We start from the raw sequence: 19,081 nt of genomic DNA on the forward strand, positions 1-19,081 counted from the left end.
AACATCCATTTTTAACAACTTATATGAGTGATACTTATAAACTACCTACCTTTATACAAACATGAGTGAGTAAAAAGAAAAAACCCAGCTTAGTAAGCTGGGTTCCTTTACATGTTATAAGATTTTTTAGCGATTTGAAATATCGACAAAATCTCTTTTTGTTTCACCTATATAAACCTGACGTGGTCTACCGATCGGTTCTTTACGAGCTCTCATTTCTTTCCATTGTGCAATCCATCCAGGTAATCTACCTAAGGCAAACATCACTGTAAACATTTCTACAGGTATACCCATAGCACGATAAATTATTCCTGAATAAAAATCTACGTTAGGATATAATTTTCTATCTACGAAATAAGGATCTTCTAGAGCCTCTTTTTCAAGACCTTTAGCTATTTCCAAAATAGGATCTTCTACTCCTAAATCACTCAACACCTCATCGGCTGCTTTTTTGATTATACGTGCACGAGGATCAAAGTTTTTATAAACTCTATGTCCGAATCCCATTAAACGGAATGGATCTTCTTTATCCTTAGCTTTGGCCATGTACTTTTTAGTATCTCCACCATCTTCTTTGATAGCTTCAAGCATTTCAAGCACTGCTTGATTTGCACCACCGTGAAGTGGTCCCCAAAGAGCACTAATACCTGCTGAGATACTTGCAAATAGACCAGCATGAGATGAACCTACAATACGAACTGTACTTGTAGAACAGTTTTGCTCATGATCTGCATGTAGGATTAATAATTTATCAAGTGCGTTTACAACTGTAGGGTTAAGCTCATAATCAGAACTTGCTTTTTTGAACATCATTTTAAGGATGTTTTCCACATACCCTAAGTTATCATCACCGTAATCTAATGGCTGTCCATTTTTCTTACGTAGAGCCCAAGCTACCAGTACAGGAAACTTACCTAATAACTTCACAATGGCTTTATACATATCTTCATCGCTATCTACATTTACTGAAGAAGGATTAAATGCTATTAATGCACTTGTTAATGAAGATAATACACCCATAGGATGAGCAGACTTTGGAAAACCGTCAAGGATTTTCTTTACGTCTTCATCTACATGAGACTCTGCTTTAATATCAGCATAAAACTTATCTAACTGTTCTTTAGTTGGTAACTCACCAAAAATAAGTAGATATGCAACTTCTAGGAAATCGGCCTTTTCAGCAAGATCTTCAATTGAATAACCTCTGTATCTAAGTATACCTTCTTCACCATTTAAGAAAGTAATAGCACTCTCACAGCTTCCAGTATTCTTGTAACCAGGATCGATAGTGGTAACTCCACCAGTAGCTCCTCTTAGGGCTTTAATATCAATTGCTCTCTCGTTTTCTGTACCAGTGATGATAGGAAACTCATACTTCTCACCATCAATTTCTAATATTGCTTTATCTGACATTGTTTTATTGTGATTTTATGCCTACGAAAATACGGCAGGAAACTCATATTTAATACTCAATTTAAAAGAGATTGATAGAGTTTATAAAAAATTTAAGTAAAAACATAAACGTTCTTGAAAACGATGTAGTAAAAATGAACATAAATTAAAAGAGCGGTTAATAACCGCTCTTTAATACTGTAATTTGTTAACTACTATTCTTTCACCAACTTAGTGGCATAGGAGCCTAATTGGGAATCGATTGTCAGAATGTAGGTGCCAGAAGCTAATGAGCCTAAGTTGATACTTGAAATATCCCTGCCTAATCCATCTTTAGATAAAACAGCTTGCCCTAGCATATTAGTCACGTTTATTGATAAACTTTCTTGTTTCAGTATACTAGTTAATTCGATATTTAAAATGTCTTTGACTGGATTTGGATATAGGGATATCATTCCATCCAACGAAACATCTCCATTACTTAAAGTTACAGTTTCAAATTCAATATTGAACCTATTAGGGTTTTGAGATTGAACATTGCTATCTATATTAACGTTAACATTATTAATTCCAGATTGCAATGGAGTTCTTGACATTAAATAATTATCTACTAATACTGGTTGAACCTGATCTAGTTGCTGAATTTCAATTGAGAAAGTATAATCAGTTCCTCTTTGATTAAGGAAAGACAATGGATATACATTTCCAATTTGGGCACTGTTGTTTTTAGCAATTGCCAATGATTGACCAGCAACTATAATTCCTAAGGTTTCATCCTGATTAGTAAACTTGATTGCATCTTCGGCTGTTACGTTGTCATCAAAACTTGAATCAAACAGCATAATAGACTCATCAAGTAATTGCTGTGTATTAGAGTTAAGTAACTCTATTCTTACAAACGAACTAGTTGAAGAAGACCTGAAAACGTTAGAAAGACCTTCATTGACTGCTTTATGAGATTCTTTAAATGCTATATTACTTGGACCAGTAGCTAGCATAAAAATAGATTGACCTGGTCTTATTTTACTAGATGCATTACTTGATGGGATCACAAAATCTGAAGGACCAGAAACATCTACAGTCGAGTATCCACCACGGGCATTTAGGTTAGTGTCCCAAACATAAACGAAATTAGGATTAATACCTGTTGTTCCTGTTTCAGCTATAAGATCTCTAACATCCACGATAGCTTGATATGGATTTGCAATCATAAGAAACTCTCCATTTGAAGTAGGGAAAGCTTGATTAAAATCTCCTATTTGTAGTTGACCTTCACTTACCAAAGTCGTTATCGTTGCTGGTGATGTATTTGAAGACAAATCTACAGAACGATCGCCGCGCACTAGTAAACGGAATGCCTTACCTATTTCTAACTGGTTGCTTAAGGTATTATCTTCTGCTACCCAAGCTTGATTCGTATTGTCAAAATAGAACATATTACTATTACCGGTAGATGTTGCGTCCAATCCATTGGCTCCACTTGTATTACCTGTAATATGCGTACCGATATTACTTTCAGACACTCCACCATTCTGGTAATTATTGTAAATTCCATTAGAAGTATTTACAGAACTAGCCATAAACCTAAATGCTCTTCTTGCAGGAAAATAATTTTCCACGGTAACGTTACCAGTAAAAGTAGCTTGATTTGCATTATCCAACTGCCCTACCCTAGTCGCATCATTCTTGAATGTAAGGTTACCATTTGTAGTAATTGAGGAATTATTCGGATTCAAAACGTTATAAATATTCACGTTTGAATTCAAAAGAACTCCTGTAGTGTTTTGTACGGTCATATCATATAAATTAACATCACCTGAGCCACTTATAGTTTGTAAATTGGAAGAAGACATTTCGAGATTTCCGTTTGTTAAACCGGTTAAATTACCGTCAATTAACATATCTCCAGAAACTAATAAGTTATCAGCTAATTCTAGAGTTCCTCCTGATTGTACTGTTAAGTCTTTAATTTGTCCTGCTGCGCTCAAAGTTGCACTTCCATCTATAACAACGGCATTTAAAGACAAGGTTTCTAAATTAGGTTGAAAAGGACTCCAAGCTCCACCAGAGTATATTAAAGTAGGTTCACTAATTTCAATATTAAATACTTTCCCTTCAAGTACGGCTTGATCTGGAGTACGAGCTATGAAACCAAAACTATCATTATAAACAAGTTCCGTTGAAGTGTGCTCATAACTTATACGATCCTGATTGATATCTGACTGGGTAAACGTATCTCCTAAATTTAAAGCAGATCCTAATAGCAATATTCTTCCATGTTCTGGAATCGAAGTTATTACATAAGTCATATTAGCATTAGTAGTACCTGATTTTTGGGTACGCAATAACGTGTTTGAAATAATCGAAGTAGCGTTATAACCTAAAGTAAGTAAGTTATTTCGATTATTATCAATATCATTTACGTACTGCAATCTTCCACAAACAGTAACAGAGAATTCATTAAAGGTACCTCCTTGACTATCTGCTTCTCGGTCTGTAGCTAGTAAAACCCATTCACCTTGAGCACTACTACCGTTAAATCTTGAAAATGCTTGACCAGGAGTACGTACTCCTGTAATAGCACCTGTATATCCTGGATTACAACCAAAAGCTTCAGTACCCGAGTCGCTTACTGTGAGGTCAAAATTTCTTCCGGCTGCACATTCTCTATTGTAAACTTCAGAGAATCTTCCAGTAGGACTGCTTAACTGCATTTTTAAGTCTCCCGTATCACTATGAGTAGCATTCATATAAAAGGAAACCTGAGTTATCTCAATATCATCAGTTACTTGCACTCGCGCACTCACAGCATTATTACTATTAGTATTCCAAATGTTGTCATTATTTTCATAATACTCACTACCTATTCCTCCTGTTCCTCCATAAGTATTACAAACATCTTGAGCTGTTTGAAATGCAGAAATAGAATTTGCTGTACCTGTAGTACAATCATTAGATGGTGTTATCCTCCAAAAGTAAATTTTACTACTTTCTAATAAGGTCGGTTGGTATTGAGTAACATTAAATACTGCTGCCGATTCTACCACCGTAGAAAAATCAGATTGTTCAGAAATTTCAACTAAATAACCCGATGCACTTTCTAAATCGTCCCATACCAGTAAAGGATTAGCAACTTGATTACCAGCACCATTTATTGGAGAAGTCAAATTTACCTGTCCAACATTACCATCAAAAATCTTAAGAACCATCGGTTGAACTATTGTAGCAGAACTCGTAGTAGTAATTAGATCAAATTCATACCTTCCTGCATCTACACCAGTGGTATTAGATATTGTAGCTTGAATAGTTCCAGTTGCACTAGTTGATGCTGGATTGAAGTTAACATTAAGATTTGCCGGCAAATTATTGGTAGAAAAAGTTGCAGTTTCGCTAAATCCTGGCGCAGGAACGTAATCAAATGAAAAAACTGCATCACTTGGAGAACATGAGGAAACTGTATCATTTGCCAAGTTCAATTCAAAAGTACCTTCTTTAATTTCAAAATTCTGATTAGATATATCAAAGAAATAATTATCAACAGCTTCTATCATGATTCTTGCCTGAGTGGTTTTAACACCAGTCGGAATATTCACTATTTGGGAACCATCATTATTTACATTAGAAGCTAATGTAATAGGATAGGTATAACCACCATCAGTTGATAAGAGAATATTTACTTGAGTAGCATAAGTTGTATTATTTGTACCTGCTTCATTCCATGTAATATTGACATTTTCGCCTTCATACCACAATTCTGATCCCGTGTTTGGTGAAGAAACACTAAACGCTGCAGAGGCTCCAACTGTAAGGGTAACACCTGCAAAATCTGATTGACCTCCATTAATGTTATTATCCCTAATCGTACAAAAGAATCTCATCTCTCGTTGTACATTTGGCAGTGTTTCCCATGTAGGATCAACATTATTTACTAAGTCATTTAGATTAGGAAAATATCTAGTTGGGCTTGTAGTTGGAAATAATGTTCTAAACACAGGTCCCCTATTGTTAGACGAAAGCGGTGGTTGTGTAGCTCCCGTATAACCGCCTGCATTATATCCGTTATCAAGTTGTTCCCAGTTATAAGTATAAGTTTCTCCAGGATCTGGAGCTTGTGTAGAAATCCCGGTTAATTTGAAAGGAGTGTTTCTAGGTATTGTTTTGTTAGTTAAAGAAACTGAATTAGGTGCGCTAGCGTTTAATCCATTTAAATCTTGTTCCAATTCACATGTATCAGAGCCTAATTCATTATGCATTTGAAATAAACTAATCAAATGAAAATATGCATCTGAATTATCTTGTACATTAGGCGCACAAATTCCAGCATAACCCATAATAGTAGAAGCACTTCCAGTTTCAACAGGTGCAGAAGATGGACTACCACCGAAACACCCGTTATAAAATGTGTGAGAAGCACCAAATTGGTGTCCAATCTCATGGCTCACATAATCAATATCAAAAGGGTCAAATTCTGGAGTAACGATACCCGTTACACCTTGGGCTTTACTTCCGCTACATCTTACAGCACTTGCTATTCCACCACCACCAGTTGAAAATACATGGCCTATATCATAAGCTGTACTTCCGATTCTTGAATTAATCGCATTAGTATTTGCCCCAATCATTTGACCACCACTATAATTATCATATGGGTCAGTACCAGCATTTGTAAAAACAATTGAAGAATTATTAGCTACTAATGTAAATCTGATAGACATTTCTTGTTCAAAAACGGAGTTCACCCTTGTCAAGGTCACCGCGATACCAGCAAGAGCATCAGCAACTGCATCACCGTTCCCAGCATTACCATCATCATGGTATGCAGTATATTCACCTGTTGCAGCAATCGCAATTCTATAAGTTCTAAAAACTCTATCTCTAAAAGCTTTTGAAATGGTAGAGGATTCAAAAGCATCAATAGTTTCCTTGCTTAAGGTATCTTCTACATGACAATCGAAAACTTCCTGATCAGATCTAGTTAGATTGTTACGATCATAAATCATAACAATATTAGGAGTCGATTTAGAGTAAGGATCAATATAAGTGATTTTTTCACCTCTTATAACACCATGAAAACCTTTAGAGGTTATAGTAAAATATATTACATTTTTAGGGTTATCAATGCCTTTTCCAATAAATGATTGAATATTGGGATACTGGTTGGCAAATCCTTTAGATAATGAACCTGAATTAAAAACTTCGAAACTTTCAAATTTACCTTCTGACACTGGTAAATCGACGATTATTCCATTTCTGCCATCAAATCGATCTGGAGCACCAGTTAAATATTGAGAAAGAATGGAAGCATCTACTTGAATTAAGTCAAACTTTAACGGCTTTATAGGCCTGTCTTGTTCACTTATTACGGGCAATTCACTAGTGTCAATTGATTGCCACATGGAGCTTTGAGCACTTAATGTAAATGAAATAAGTAAACATAATAGGGATAATAGTCTTTTCATTTTGATAATTTAGAATGCCGCAATAAACAATAGAAAACGTTAAAAACACGTTTTTAATCGTAAAAAATGACTTTTTGAAGTCTAAACATGTATTTCATCGATAGTGTTAAACAAAAAAACCATCCCGTGTGGGATGGTTATGATTATCTCGCTTTCGCGAAAGCGTACTAACTCAAATTAAATTTGAAAAGCTTTTTTTCCTGGGTAATAAGCATTTTCAGCTAACTCCTCTTCAATTCTCAATAACTGATTGTATTTTGCCATACGATCAGATCTCGAAGCAGAACCTGTCTTAATTTGACCAGTTGTTAAAGCAACAGCAAGATCAGCAATAGTGTTATCCTCAGTTTCTCCAGACCTGTGAGACATAACAGAAGTATAACCAGCTTTGTGAGCCATATTAACCGCAGCTATTGTCTCCGTAAGAGTACCTATTTGATTTACTTTGATTAAAATAGAATTTGCGATGTGATTCTCAATACCTCTAGAAAGTCTTTCAACGTTTGTTACAAATAAATCATCACCTACTAATTGAACTTTATCACCTGCTTTCTCGGTCAAAGATTTCCAACCATCCCAATCATTTTCATCCATACCATCTTCTATCGAGATTATAGGATACTTATTGGCAAGATCTGCGAGGTAAGAAGCCTGTTCTTCACTTGAACGTTTAACACCTTTATCTCCTTCAAATTTAGTATAATCATACATTCCATCTACATAAAACTCTGCTGCTGCACAATCCAAAGCTATCATTATTTGTTCTCCTGGAGTGTAACCCGCATTTTTGATTGCAAGTAGTATAGTCTCTAGCGCATCTTCAGTACCTTCAAGAGCAGGAGCAAAACCACCTTCATCACCTACGGCCGTACTCAAATTTCTATCATGTAACACTTTTTTAAGGTGATGAAAAATCTCAGTCCCCATTTGTAGTGCGTGTGAAAAACTTTCTGCGACCACAGGCATGATCATAAATTCCTGAAAAGCAATAGGAGCATCACTATGAGAACCTCCATTTATTATATTCATCATAGGAACAGGAAGAGTTGAAGCACTCATTCCTCCAATGTACTTATATAGAGGCTGATTAAGTTCTGCTGCTGCAGCCTTGGCACATGCTAATGAAACACCAAGAATTGCATTTGCACCTAATTTTGCTTTATTAGGAGTTCCGTCAAGATCTATCATAGCTTGATCAATAGAAGCCTGATCAAAAACAGAAGCTCCAAGCAACTCTTCTGATATAATTGTGTTTACGTTATTAACTGCTTTTCCTACACCTTTACCCATATAAGAAGATCCTCCATCTCTAAGCTCAACAGCCTCGTGTTCACCCGTTGATGCACCAGATGGAACTGCAGCTCTTCCTATTACTCCATTTGAAGTAATAACATCTACTTCAACTGTAGGATTACCTCTCGAATCAAAAATTTGTCTTGCGTGTATATTAATTATTGTACTCATGCTACTTTTTCTTTATTGGTTTTTATAAGTTGGATAAATTCATCGAACAAATAGGTTGCATCATTAGGTCCCGGTCCTGCTTCTGGATGATATTGTACACTAAAGCAAGGTTTCGATTTTAGTCTCATACCTGCAACAGTATCATCATTAAGATGTACGTGGGTAATTTCTATATCATCATGACGCTCTGCTTGTTCTTTATTGATTGCAAATCCATGATTCTGAGAAGTTATTTCGCCTTTTCCAGTTAAGAGGTTTTTAATTGGATGATTTATTCCTCTATGACCATTATGCATTTTATAAGTCTCTATGTTATGCGCCAAGGCGATTATTTGATGACCTAAGCAAATACCAAATAATGGCATACTAGAGTTTAATATTTCCCTAGCTGTTGCTATTACTGTTTCAAGTGGTTCTGGGTCACCAGGTCCATTTGAGATAAAATATCCATCAGGATTAAATGCCTTTAATTCTTCAAATGGTGTATTAAATGGAAAAACTTTAATGTAAACGTCACGACTGGCAAGATTTTTAAGAATGTTAGTTTTAACTCCTAAATCTAATGCCGCTACCTTATATTGTGCATCAGGATTGCCGTAGTAATAAGCTTCAGCTGTAGAAACTTTACTAGCAAGCTCAAGCCCTTTCATACTTGGAACTTTGGAAAGTTGTTCCTTTAATGCTTCTATATCATCTACAGCGGTTGAAATAATGGCATTTTGAGCACCATTATCTCTTATATGGGATACGAGTGCTCGAGTATCCACATCACACAAAATGACAAGATTTTGTTCTTGTAAATGTTTAAGTAAATCTGAAGTTGCAGCAGGACGACTGTGAATCGCAGAAAAATTTTTACAAACTAAGCCCGAAATTTTAATACTGTTTGATTCAGAATCATCATTCACAACACCATAGTTACCAATATGAGCATTAGTTGTAACCATTATCTGTCCAAAGTAGGAAGGATCTGTAAAAATTTCTTGATAACCTGTTGTACCTGTATTGAAGCAAATCTCACCAGTGGCAGTACCACCGTCACCTATTGCTTTGCCGTAAAAGACAGTCCCATCTGATAGAACCACAACTGCGTCCTTTTTCTCTAAATAAGCCATTAATTAAAAGTTTGGTAAAATTAATTATAAAAAAAGGACTGATGAAACATTCATCAGTCCTTTATTGTTATTTACATAAAAAAGAATTTATTCTTCTTCATTAGTAGTTGTTGTATCAACAGCTGCTTTACTTGAGCGACTTCTTCTACTACGTCTAGTTGTTTTCTTAGAAGCACCTGTTTGGTAAACCTCGTTGAAATCAACTAACTCGATCATTGCCATATCAGCATTATCACCTAAACGATTACCTAGTTTGATAATTCTAGTATAACCACCTGGACGATCACCCACTTTGACAGCAACTTCTCTGAAAAGTTGAGTAACTGCTTCCTTACTACGTAATTTAGAAAATGTAAGACGTCTATTATGTGTAGTGTCTTCTTTACTCTTAGTTATAATAGGCTCAACAAATTGTTTTAAAGCCTTTGCCTTAGCAAGTGTTGTATTAATACGTTTATGTTCGATCAATGAACAAGCCATATTTGAAAGCATAGCTTTTCTGTGAGCTGACTTTCTGCTAAGATTGTTTATTTTGTTTCCGTGTCTCATTTTATTGTAATTCTATAACCAGTTACTACTAGTCACGGTCTAATTTATATTTACTTAAATCCATACCAAAGTTCAAACCTTTAGTATTAACTAACTCTTCTAATTCAGTTAAAGACTTTTTACCAAAGTTTCTAAACTTCATTAAATCGTTTTTGTTATATGAAACTAAATCACCTAAAGTTTCTACTTCTGCAGCTTTAAGACAATTTAATGCACGTACAGATAACTCCATATCAACCAGTTTAGTTTTAAGAAGTTGTCTCATGTGAAGACTTTCTTCATCATAAGTTTCTGTTTGCGCTATTTCATCTGCTTCAAGTGTAATTCTTTCATCGCTGAATAACATGAAGTGATGGATTAACGTCTTAGCAGCCTCAGTAAGGGCTAATTTAGGATGAATACTACCATCTGTTTGAATTTCAAAAACCAATTTTTCATAATCCGTTTTTTGTTCAACACGGTAATTTTCAATACTATACTTAACGTTCTTGATAGGAGTAAATATAGAATCAATTGCGATTGTACCTATAGGTGCAGAAGGATTTTTATTCTCCTCAGCAGGAACATAACCTCTACCTTTTTCAATAGTGATTTCTAGATTTAAATTCACTGAAGGGTCTGTGTTACAAATAACCAATTCAGGATTTAAAACTTGAAAACCAGAGATGTACTTTTGCATATCACCAGCAGTAAATTGCTCTTTACCACCAAATGAAATATTTACTACCTCACTATCTACTTCGTCGATTTGTCTTCTAAAACGGGCTTGTTTGAAATTAAGCACCATTTCGGTAACATCCTCAACTACACCTTCTATAGTAGAAAATTCATGATCTACACCTTCTATGCGTATAGAAGTAATTGCGAAACCTTCTAAAGAAGACAACAAAACTCTACGCAAGGCATTACCAACAGTCAATCCATAACCTGGCTCCAACGGTCTGAACTCGAATTTACCCTCGAAATCAGTAGAGTCGATCATGATTACTTTATCAGGCTTCTGAAAATTTAAAATTGCCATAGTCGTTAGGAATTGTTGGTTATTATTTAGAGTAAAGCTCTACGATTAATTGTTCTTTTATGTTTTCCGGAATCTGGATACGCTCAGGAACCGAAACAAAAGAACCAGACATAGTTGCTTTATTGAATGTAACGAAATCATATACATGCTCATTAGAAGAAAGAGCATCATCAATAGATTGTAATGATTTAGACTTTTCACGAACAGCAACTTCGTCACCAGCTTTTAACTGATAAGATGGTATATTAACTAACTTACCGTTAACTGTAATGTGTCTATGCGAAACTAACTGACGAGCTCCTCGTCTAGATCTTGCAAGACCCATACGATAAACCACGTTATCTAAACGAGATTCACAAAGTTGAAGTAAAACTTCACCTGTAATACCAGTACTTCTTACAGCCTTTTCAAACATTAAACGAAACTGCTTTTCAAGCACACCATAAGTGTATTTAGCTTTTTGCTTCTCCTTTAATTGAACTGCATATTCTGATTCTTTTCCACGGCGTCTATTATTACCGTGCATTCCTGGAGGATAATTTTTCTTTTCCAGGGCTTTACTAGGGCCAAAAATTGGTTCTCTAAATCTTCTAGCAATTTTTGCCTTAGGACCTCTATATCTTGCCATTTAATATAAATTTAATGTGGGATGCTATGAATTCAGGTCAATATCCTTCGATAGCGTTAATAATTCCCTTGTTATACTCTTCTACGTTTTGGTGGACGACAACCATTGTGTGGTAATGGAGTAACATCAATAATTTCAGTTACTTCAATACCGGCATTATGGATACTACGAATTGCACTTTCTCTCCCATTTCCAGGACCTTTAACATAAGCTTTTACCTTACGCAAACCAGCTTCGTGAGCAACTTTAGACGCATCCTCAGCAGCTAACTGCGCTGCATATGGAGTGTTTTTCTTTGATCCACGGAAACCCATTTTTCCAGCAGATGACCAAGAAATAACTTCACCCTTTTTATTTGTTAAAGAGATAAGAATATTATTGAAAGATGAAGAAATGTGAGCTTCTCCGTGACTATCAACAATTACCTTACGTTTCTTTGTTACAGTTTTAGACTTTGCCATTTGACTTAATTATTATTTAGTTGCTTTCTTTTTATTTGCAACGGTCTTACGCTTACCTTTACGAGTTCTCGAGTTATTCTTAGTTCTCTGACCTCTTAGTGGTAAACCACTACGATGACGAATACCGCGATAACACCCAATATCCATTAGACGCTTAATGTTAAGCTGAGTTTCGGAACGAAGTTCACCTTCTATAGTGAATTCTCCAACAGCGGCACGAATTTTACTGATTTCATCATCATTCCAATCGTTAACTTTCTTATCTAAACCAACACCTGTTGAGATAAGAATTTCTTTAGCACGACTTCTACCTACACCATATATGTAAGTTAATGCTACTTCACCACGTTTATTTTTAGGTATATCTACCCCTGCAATTCTAGCCATAGCTTAACCTTGTCTTTGTTTAAATTTTGGATTTTTTTTGTTGATGACATACAAACGACCTTTACGACGTACAATTTTGCAGTCAGCACTTCTTTTCTTAAGTGACGCTCTTACTTTCATAATTAGTATCTATAAGTGATCCTTGCTTTCGTTAAATCGTAAGGACTCATTTCAAGTTTTACTTTATCTCCAGGTAATAATTTAATATAGTGCATGCGCATTTTACCTGAAATATGCGCTGTAACAACATGACCATTTTCTAGCTCAACACGAAACATTGCATTCGATAAAGCCTCGATAATAGTACCATCTTGTTCAATTGCTGCTTGTTTAGCCATTATGCTACTGCTTTTCTATTTTTACCAGTTTTAATCAAACTATCATAATGTTTATTCAACAAATAAGCATTAATCTGCTGCATTGTATCTATAGCTACACCGACCATAATCAATAATGACGTTCCACCATAAAATAGTGCCCATGCCTGAGTAACACCAAATAGTGAAACGATGGCAGGGAATATTGCAACAGCCGCCAAAAATACGGAACCTGGAAGAGTTATCAAAGACATTATTTCATCTAAATAATCAGCTGTTTCTGTACCAGGACGAATTCCAGGAATAAAACCGTTACTTCTTTTCAAATTATCCGCCATCTCATTGGTTTTAACCGTAATTGCTGTATAGAAATAAGTGAAAATAATGATTAACAGTGCAAAGACCAAATTATACCAGAAACCAAATATATCACCAAAAGCATTACCTACTTCCTTGGCCCAACCAGCTTCAAGATTACCGATAGCTGCAGGGACAAACATAATAGCTTGAGCAAAAATAATAGGCATAACACCTGAAGCATTAAGCTTAAGCGGAATGTATTCTCTTGCACCACCGACTACCTTTTCATAACTACCAGTCGCGGATCTTCTCGCATATTGCACCGGTATTTTTCTTACCGCCATCACTAACATAATACATGCTAGAATCACCAATAACCAAATCACCACTTCAATAATAATAACAAACAATCCACCAGTTCCATTATATCTTGAGGTAATTTCCTGAATAAATGCCTGTGGTAATGTAGCAATGATTCCAACCATTATAAGTAACGATATACCGTTACCTATACCTTTATCAGTTATTTTCTCACCTAACCACATGGCAAAAATACATCCAGTAACTAGGATAATTGTACTAATGGTAATGAAACCTGCACCTCTACCGTCTATGAATGCATCTTGAGGAACACCTAAAGTTTCTAAGGTCAGCAAGTATGTAGGAGCTTGAATTACACAAATACCTATTGTCAACCATCGTGTTATCTGATTAATTTTTCTACGACCTGACTCACCTTCCTTCTGTAATTTTTGAAGATACGGAATAGCTAATCCCATAAGCTGAACGACAATGCTAGCTGAGATGTACGGCATAATCCCCAAGGCAAAAACTGAGGCATTAGCAAAAGCTCCACCTGTGAAGGCATTTAAAATACCACCTATTCCAGTATCAAAATTATCAGCAAAACCACCAAGTTTCGTAGAATCAATACCTGGAAGCACTACTTGCGCTCCAAAACGATAAACAAGAAGAAGGCTTAAAGTCATAAGAATACGATCTTTAAGCTCTTCTATTTTCCAAATATTTTTAAGAGTATCTATAAACTTCATGTGGATAGATTAAATTGTTACTGCTTCACCACCAGCTTTAGTAATAGCTTCTTGAGCCGACGCAGTAAACTTATGAGCGGTAACTTTAACTTTAGCAGAAAGTTCTCCTCTACCCAATACCTTAATTAAATCATTCTTTCCTGCTAGACCTTGGTTTACGAAATCCTCGAAAGAAATATCCGAACCAAAACGATTAGCATCAACATAACTTTGGATGGTATCAAGATTAATTCCAACATATTCCTTACGATTTATGTTAGTAAAACCAAATTTAGGAACACGGCGTTGTAAAGGCATTTGCCCTCCTTCAAAACCAATTTTCTTAGAATAACCTGAACGTGATTTAGCTCCTTTATGACCTCTAGTAGAAGTACCACCTTTACCAGTACCCTGACCACGACCTATAATTTTACCAGCCTTTTTAGCTGCACCTTCAGCAGGTTTGATATTATGTAATTTCATCCTAATTTTTTTAAATGTTCTCGACTGTAATCAAATGAGAAACAGTTCTTATCATTCCTTGGATAACCGAATTATCATCGTGTTCAACAACCTGATTCATCTTTCTTAAACCAAGTGCCTCTAAAGTCTTTTTCTGGTTCGCCGTACGATTAATCGCACTTTTTACCTTTTTTATTCTCAACTTTGCCATCACTAAATCTATTATCCGTTAAACACTTTATCTAAAGAAACTCCTCTTTGCTTAGCAATTGTAGCAGCACTTCTCAATTGAAGTAAAGCGTCAAAAGTTGCCTTTACCACGTTATGTGGATTAGAAGATCCCTGATTCTTACTTAAAACATCGTGAACTCCAACTGACTCAAGGACTGCACGAATAGCTCCACCAGCAATCACCCCAGTACCAGTAGATGCAGGCATAAGTAAAACTCTCGCTCCACCAAATTTACCCTTTTGCTCATGTGGAATAGTACCATTTTGAAGAGGAATTCTTACCAAATTCTTTTTAGCATCCTCAACAGCTTTGGATATCGCTTCAGAAACCTCTTTAGACTTACCTAACCCATGACCGACTACACCATTTTCATCACCTACCACAACGATAGCAGAAAATCCAAATGCACGACCACCTTTAGTCACTTTAGTTACACGTTGAACACCTACCAAACGATCCTTTAATTCAAGTCCACCTGGTTTAACAGTTTCTACGTTTTTATATTTTTGATACATAATTTAATGTAATATGTGATTAAAATTGTAGTCCTCCTTCTCTAGCTCCTTCTGCCAATGAAAGTACTCTACCATGATATAAATAACCTCCACGATCAAAAGAAACCTTACTTACACCAGCAGCTTTTGCTTTCTCAGCAACCTTAACACCAACTTGTTTCGCTAGGTCCATTTTTGGAGCTTTTGCATCAAGTTCTCTAGATGAAGCGGAAGCTATAGTTACACCATCTACATCATTAATAACTTGAGCATAAATTTCTTTATTACTTCTATAAACAGATAATCTAGGTCTTTCGGCAGTACCAGAAACTGTTCTTCTTATTCTCTTACGTATTTTTAATCTACGTTGTTCTTTTGAAAATGCCATTATATCTGTTTATTATGCTGATTTACCAGCTTTTCTTCTTAAAATCTCACCAACAAACTTAACACCCTTACCTTTATACGGTTCAGGTTTTCTAAATGATCGGATTTTAGCTGCTACCTGACCAACTAATTGCTTATCATGCGAAGTAAGTTTAACTATTGGGTTTTTACCCTTTTCAGAAATTGTTTCCACTTTCACTTCCGGAGCAATGTCCAATACAATATTATGAGAAAAACCTAAAGCTAAATCTAACTTTTGTCCCTGATTACTCGCTCTATAACCAACACCTACTAGTTCCAGCTGTTTAGTCCAACCCTCATTAACTCCTTGAACCATGTTTTGAACCAAAGCACGATATAAACCATGCTTAGCTCTGTGATCCTTTGAATCAGAAGGACGAGAAATCAACACTTGATTTTCTTCAATTTTAACCTCAACATCTGAAAATTTTTGAGATAAAGATCCCAATTTACCTTCCACATGAATGAAGTCGTCCTCAACCCTTACGGTAACACCTGCAGGAATCGCTACAGGACTTTTTCCTATTCTTGACATATTAATATATTAATAAACGTAACAAAGCACTTCCCCACCAACATTCTCTGAACGAGCCTGCTTATCAGTCATCACACCTTTAGATGTTGAAACGATAGCCACGCCTAAACCGTTCAAAATTCTTGGCAACTCTTTTGCACCAGCATACTTACGAAGACCTGGCTTACTAAGTCTTTGTAAATCCTTTATAACTGGTTCATTAGTTGACTTGTCATATTTCAAAGCTATCTTGATCACATCTTGGGCAGGAGCCTCAATAATTTTATAACTTAAAATATAACCTTGATCGAAAAGAATTTTAGTAATTTCTTTTTTAACATTAGAAGCTGGTATTTCAACAACTCTATGGTTAGCTCTTACCGCGTTTCTAATACGTGTAAGATAATCTGCTATTGGATCTGTATTCATAACTACAAAAAATCTTTATTTTACCAACTTGCTTTTTTGACACCAGGAATCAAACCTTTGTTTGCCATTTCTCTAAAAAGGACTCTTGAAATACCAAACTGACGCATATAACCTTTTGGCCTTCCGGTTAACTTACATCTATTATGTAACCTAACAGGTGATGCATTCTTAGGTAGTTTTTGAAGAGCTTCATAATCACCAGCTTCCTTCAAAGCCTGACGCTTTTCAGCATACTTATCTACTAGAGCTTGACGCTTGCGCTCACGCGCTTTCATTGATTCTTTTGCCATCTTAATTCTTTTTGAAAGGTAAACCTAGTTCTCCTAAAAGAGACTTAGCCTCCTTATCAGTATTTGCACTGGTAACGAATGTAATATCCATACCAGAAATTTTGTTTACTTTATCGATATTTATCTCTGGGAAAATGATCTGCTCAGTGATACCCAAGTTATAATTTCCTCTACCATCAAAACCATTTGCCTTAATTCCCTGAAAATCTCTAACTCTAGGCAATGCTACAGTAATTAAACGATCAAGAAATTCATACATTCTCTCACCTCTAAGCGTAACCTTGGCTCCAATAGGCATTCCTTTTCTTAACTTAAAGGAAGCAACATCCTTTTTAGATAAAGTAGCAACAGCTTTTTGACCAGTAATAGTAGTTAACTCCTCCACAGCATAATCAATAAGCTTCTTATCTGCTACCGCAGCACCTACTCCTCTACTTAAAACTATCTTTTGTAATTTAGGAATTTCCATTACATTTTTGTAACCGAATTCTTCCTGAAGAGATTTAGACACCCTTTCGTTGTATTCTTCTTTAAGTCTTGGTACGTATGACATGACTATATAGCTTGATTATTAGTTTTAGCGAAGCGAACCTTTTTACCATCTTCAGACTTGTAACCAACCTTAGTTGATTTACCATCCGAGTCGATTAAAGACACATTAGAGATGTGAAGAGGAGCTTCCAATTCCTTTATACCACCTTGAGGATTTGTAGCGCTTGGTTTTTCATGCTTTGAAACCATGTTAACACCTTCCACAATTACGCGGTTTTTATCTTTAAGTATTTTAGTTACAACACCTTCAGAACCTTTGTGTTCACCTGTGGTAACCCTAACCTTATCTCCAGTTTTAATTTTTACCTTACTCATAATTCCTTATTATAACACCTCAGGTGCTAATGAAACAATTTTCATAAACTGCTTGTCCCTAAGCTCACGAGCGACCGGCCCAAAAACACGAGTTCCTCGCATTTCTGAATTAGGATTAAGAAGAACACAAGCGTTATCATCAAAACGAATATACGATCCGTCTGGTCTTCTAACCTCTTTCTTTGTTCTCACAACTACTGCAGTTGAAACAGCACCTTTTTTAATATTACCATTAGGTGTAGATTCTTTAACAGAAACAACAATTTTATCACCAACAGAAGCATATCTCCTTTTAGTCCCACCTAATACACGAATACAAAGAACTTCTTTAGCTCCAGTATTGTCTGCTACTTTTAATCTTGATTCTTGTTGTACCATTATTTAGCTCTTTCAATTATTTCAACTAATCTCCAGTTTTTAGATTTACTAAGAGGTCTAGTTTCCATTATACGAACTGTATCACCTTCGTTACAGTCATTCGTTTCATCGTGAGCAACATACTTTTTTGTCTTAAGTACGAACTTTCCATACATTGGATGCTTCTGACGTTTCACCTCTGAAACAACGATGCTTTTGTCCATCTTATTCGATGTAACTACACCGATACGTTCTTTTCTTAAATTTCTTGTTTCCATGTGAACTATTTGCTATTTAAAGCTGTTTTTAATCTAGCAATCGTTTTCCTAGCTTTAGTAATCTCTGAAGGATTATCTAAAGGAGACATACTATGCATTCTTCTCAACTCTGAGTAAGAAGAATTAAACTCAGCAAGTTTTGCTTGTAATTCTGTTTCTGACAGTTTTGCTATATCTGCGTTTTTCATAATATTCTATTCTTGGTAGTCTCTTGCTACGATGAATTTAGTTTTAACTGGCAATTTTTGAGCAGCTAACCTTAAAGCCTCCTGAGCAATAGCTTGAGGAACTCCTGCAACCTCAAAAAGCACACGACCTGGTTTCACAACAGCAGCCCAATATTCAACATTACCCTTTCCTTTACCCATACGAACCTCAAGAGGCTTTTTAGTAATGGGTTTATCCGGAAATATTTTGATCCAAAGAGAACCTTCTCTCTTCATATATCTAGTGGCAGCAATACGAGCCGCTTCAATCTGTCTTGAATTAATAAAATTAGAATCAAGAGATTTAATACCAAATGTACCATAGGCTAGCTGGTTTCCTCGACCAGAGTTACCCTTCATACGGCCCTTCTGTTGCTTTCTAAATTTTGTCTTTCTAGGTTGTAACATCTCTATCTACTT

Annotated in this window: 25 protein-coding genes; all 25 read right to left on the reverse strand. The window is 35.7% G+C overall.

What is annotated here, in order from left to right; translation table 11 throughout:
* Nucleotides 1–126: 126 nt before the first annotated feature.
* The 25 genes from AAT17_RS03875 to rplP all read right to left on the reverse strand — a co-directional run bounded on the left by AAT17_RS03875 (nt 127) and on the right by rplP (nt 19,069).
* Complete coding sequence (locus AAT17_RS03875; protein WP_042278945.1) at nt 127–1,413, reverse strand: citrate synthase; 1,287 nt, start codon at nt 1,411–1,413, stop codon at nt 127–129.
* 194 nt (nt 1,414–1,607) lie between these two features.
* The gene (locus AAT17_RS03880; protein ID WP_060523003.1) at nt 1,608–6,851 is read right to left on the reverse strand and encodes a reprolysin-like metallopeptidase; all 5,244 of its coding nucleotides are present in this window, start codon (nt 6,849–6,851) and stop codon (nt 1,608–1,610) included.
* Between the two features lie 177 nt (nt 6,852–7,028).
* Complete coding sequence (gene eno / locus AAT17_RS03885) at nt 7,029–8,315, reverse strand: phosphopyruvate hydratase (RefSeq protein WP_042278944.1); 1,287 nt, start codon at nt 8,313–8,315, stop codon at nt 7,029–7,031.
* A complete protein-coding gene (carA, locus tag AAT17_RS03890; protein ID WP_060523004.1) occupies nt 8,312–9,430 on the reverse strand; it encodes a glutamine-hydrolyzing carbamoyl-phosphate synthase small subunit in 1,119 nt (372 codons plus the stop codon). The genes eno and carA overlap by 4 nt, the downstream gene beginning before the upstream one ends.
* An 87-nt stretch (nt 9,431–9,517) precedes the next feature.
* On the reverse strand, nt 9,518–9,979 hold the full coding sequence (gene rplQ / locus AAT17_RS03895; protein WP_042278939.1) for a 50S ribosomal protein L17: 462 nt from the start codon (nt 9,977–9,979) through the stop codon (nt 9,518–9,520).
* A gap of 28 nt (nt 9,980–10,007) precedes the next feature.
* Nucleotides 10,008–11,000 carry a DNA-directed RNA polymerase subunit alpha gene (locus tag AAT17_RS03900; RefSeq protein WP_060523005.1) on the reverse strand — a complete coding sequence of 331 codons (993 nt, stop codon included), beginning with the start codon at nt 10,998–11,000 and terminating at the stop codon, nt 10,008–10,010.
* A gap of 22 nt (nt 11,001–11,022) precedes the next feature.
* Nucleotides 11,023–11,628: a 30S ribosomal protein S4 gene (rpsD, locus tag AAT17_RS03905; RefSeq protein WP_042278934.1), complete on the reverse strand. Its 606-nt coding sequence runs from the start codon at nt 11,626–11,628 to the stop codon at nt 11,023–11,025.
* Between the two features lie 71 nt (nt 11,629–11,699).
* Entirely contained in the window at nt 11,700–12,089 is a 390-nt protein-coding gene (gene rpsK, locus AAT17_RS03910; protein WP_042278932.1) for a 30S ribosomal protein S11, read from the reverse strand.
* A gap of 12 nt (nt 12,090–12,101) precedes the next feature.
* Complete coding sequence (rpsM, locus tag AAT17_RS03915) at nt 12,102–12,476, reverse strand: 30S ribosomal protein S13 (protein WP_042278930.1); 375 nt, start codon at nt 12,474–12,476, stop codon at nt 12,102–12,104.
* Nucleotides 12,477–12,479: 3 nt separating this feature from the next.
* Nucleotides 12,480–12,596, reverse strand: coding sequence for a type B 50S ribosomal protein L36 (ykgO, locus tag AAT17_RS03920; protein ID WP_042278928.1), 117 nt, complete (start codon nt 12,594–12,596; stop codon nt 12,480–12,482).
* 2 nt (nt 12,597–12,598) lie between these two features.
* A complete protein-coding gene (gene infA / locus AAT17_RS03925) occupies nt 12,599–12,814 on the reverse strand; it encodes a translation initiation factor IF-1 (RefSeq protein ID WP_011710675.1) in 216 nt (71 codons plus the stop codon).
* Entirely contained in the window at nt 12,814–14,145 is a 1,332-nt protein-coding gene (secY, locus tag AAT17_RS03930; RefSeq protein ID WP_060523006.1) for a preprotein translocase subunit SecY, read from the reverse strand. Before secY ends, infA begins: the two co-directional genes overlap by 1 nt.
* Before the next feature lie 9 nt (nt 14,146–14,154).
* Nucleotides 14,155–14,607 carry a 50S ribosomal protein L15 gene (gene rplO / locus AAT17_RS03935; protein WP_042278923.1) on the reverse strand — a complete coding sequence of 151 codons (453 nt, stop codon included), beginning with the start codon at nt 14,605–14,607 and terminating at the stop codon, nt 14,155–14,157.
* A gap of 10 nt (nt 14,608–14,617) precedes the next feature.
* Nucleotides 14,618–14,797: a 50S ribosomal protein L30 gene (gene rpmD / locus AAT17_RS03940; protein WP_042278921.1), complete on the reverse strand. Its 180-nt coding sequence runs from the start codon at nt 14,795–14,797 to the stop codon at nt 14,618–14,620.
* An 11-nt stretch (nt 14,798–14,808) separates the two neighbouring features.
* Nucleotides 14,809–15,333 (reverse strand): 30S ribosomal protein S5, encoded by a 525-nt coding sequence (gene rpsE / locus AAT17_RS03945; protein WP_042278919.1) that lies wholly within the window; start codon nt 15,331–15,333, stop codon nt 14,809–14,811.
* Between the two features lie 19 nt (nt 15,334–15,352).
* Nucleotides 15,353–15,700 carry a 50S ribosomal protein L18 gene (gene rplR, locus AAT17_RS03950; protein WP_042278917.1) on the reverse strand — a complete coding sequence of 116 codons (348 nt, stop codon included), beginning with the start codon at nt 15,698–15,700 and terminating at the stop codon, nt 15,353–15,355.
* Nucleotides 15,701–15,712: 12 nt separating this feature from the next.
* Nucleotides 15,713–16,255 carry a 50S ribosomal protein L6 gene (gene rplF, locus AAT17_RS03955; RefSeq protein WP_042278915.1) on the reverse strand — a complete coding sequence of 181 codons (543 nt, stop codon included), beginning with the start codon at nt 16,253–16,255 and terminating at the stop codon, nt 15,713–15,715.
* Nucleotides 16,256–16,264: 9 nt separating this feature from the next.
* Nucleotides 16,265–16,663, reverse strand: coding sequence for a 30S ribosomal protein S8 (rpsH, locus tag AAT17_RS03960; protein WP_042278913.1), 399 nt, complete (start codon nt 16,661–16,663; stop codon nt 16,265–16,267).
* A 20-nt stretch (nt 16,664–16,683) separates the two neighbouring features.
* A complete protein-coding gene (gene rpsN, locus AAT17_RS03965) occupies nt 16,684–16,953 on the reverse strand; it encodes a 30S ribosomal protein S14 (RefSeq protein WP_042278911.1) in 270 nt (89 codons plus the stop codon).
* A 1-nt stretch (nt 16,954) separates the two neighbouring features.
* Nucleotides 16,955–17,506: a 50S ribosomal protein L5 gene (gene rplE / locus AAT17_RS03970; protein ID WP_042278909.1), complete on the reverse strand. Its 552-nt coding sequence runs from the start codon at nt 17,504–17,506 to the stop codon at nt 16,955–16,957.
* 2 nt (nt 17,507–17,508) lie between these two features.
* Entirely contained in the window at nt 17,509–17,820 is a 312-nt protein-coding gene (rplX, locus tag AAT17_RS03975; RefSeq protein WP_042278908.1) for a 50S ribosomal protein L24, read from the reverse strand.
* 9 nt (nt 17,821–17,829) lie between these two features.
* Complete coding sequence (gene rplN, locus AAT17_RS03980; protein WP_042278906.1) at nt 17,830–18,198, reverse strand: 50S ribosomal protein L14; 369 nt, start codon at nt 18,196–18,198, stop codon at nt 17,830–17,832.
* A complete protein-coding gene (rpsQ, locus tag AAT17_RS03985; protein ID WP_042278905.1) occupies nt 18,198–18,455 on the reverse strand; it encodes a 30S ribosomal protein S17 in 258 nt (85 codons plus the stop codon). Before rpsQ ends, rplN begins: the two co-directional genes overlap by 1 nt.
* 5 nt (nt 18,456–18,460) lie before the next feature.
* Entirely contained in the window at nt 18,461–18,643 is a 183-nt protein-coding gene (gene rpmC / locus AAT17_RS03990; protein ID WP_042278904.1) for a 50S ribosomal protein L29, read from the reverse strand.
* 6 nt (nt 18,644–18,649) lie between these two features.
* The gene (gene rplP / locus AAT17_RS03995; protein WP_042278902.1) at nt 18,650–19,069 is read right to left on the reverse strand and encodes a 50S ribosomal protein L16; all 420 of its coding nucleotides are present in this window, start codon (nt 19,067–19,069) and stop codon (nt 18,650–18,652) included.
* Between the last annotated feature and the right edge of the window lie 12 nt (nt 19,070–19,081).

It is taken from the genome of Nonlabens sp. MIC269 (genome assembly GCF_001430865.1).
Classification (GTDB): domain Bacteria; phylum Bacteroidota; class Bacteroidia; order Flavobacteriales; family Flavobacteriaceae; genus Nonlabens; species Nonlabens tegetincola.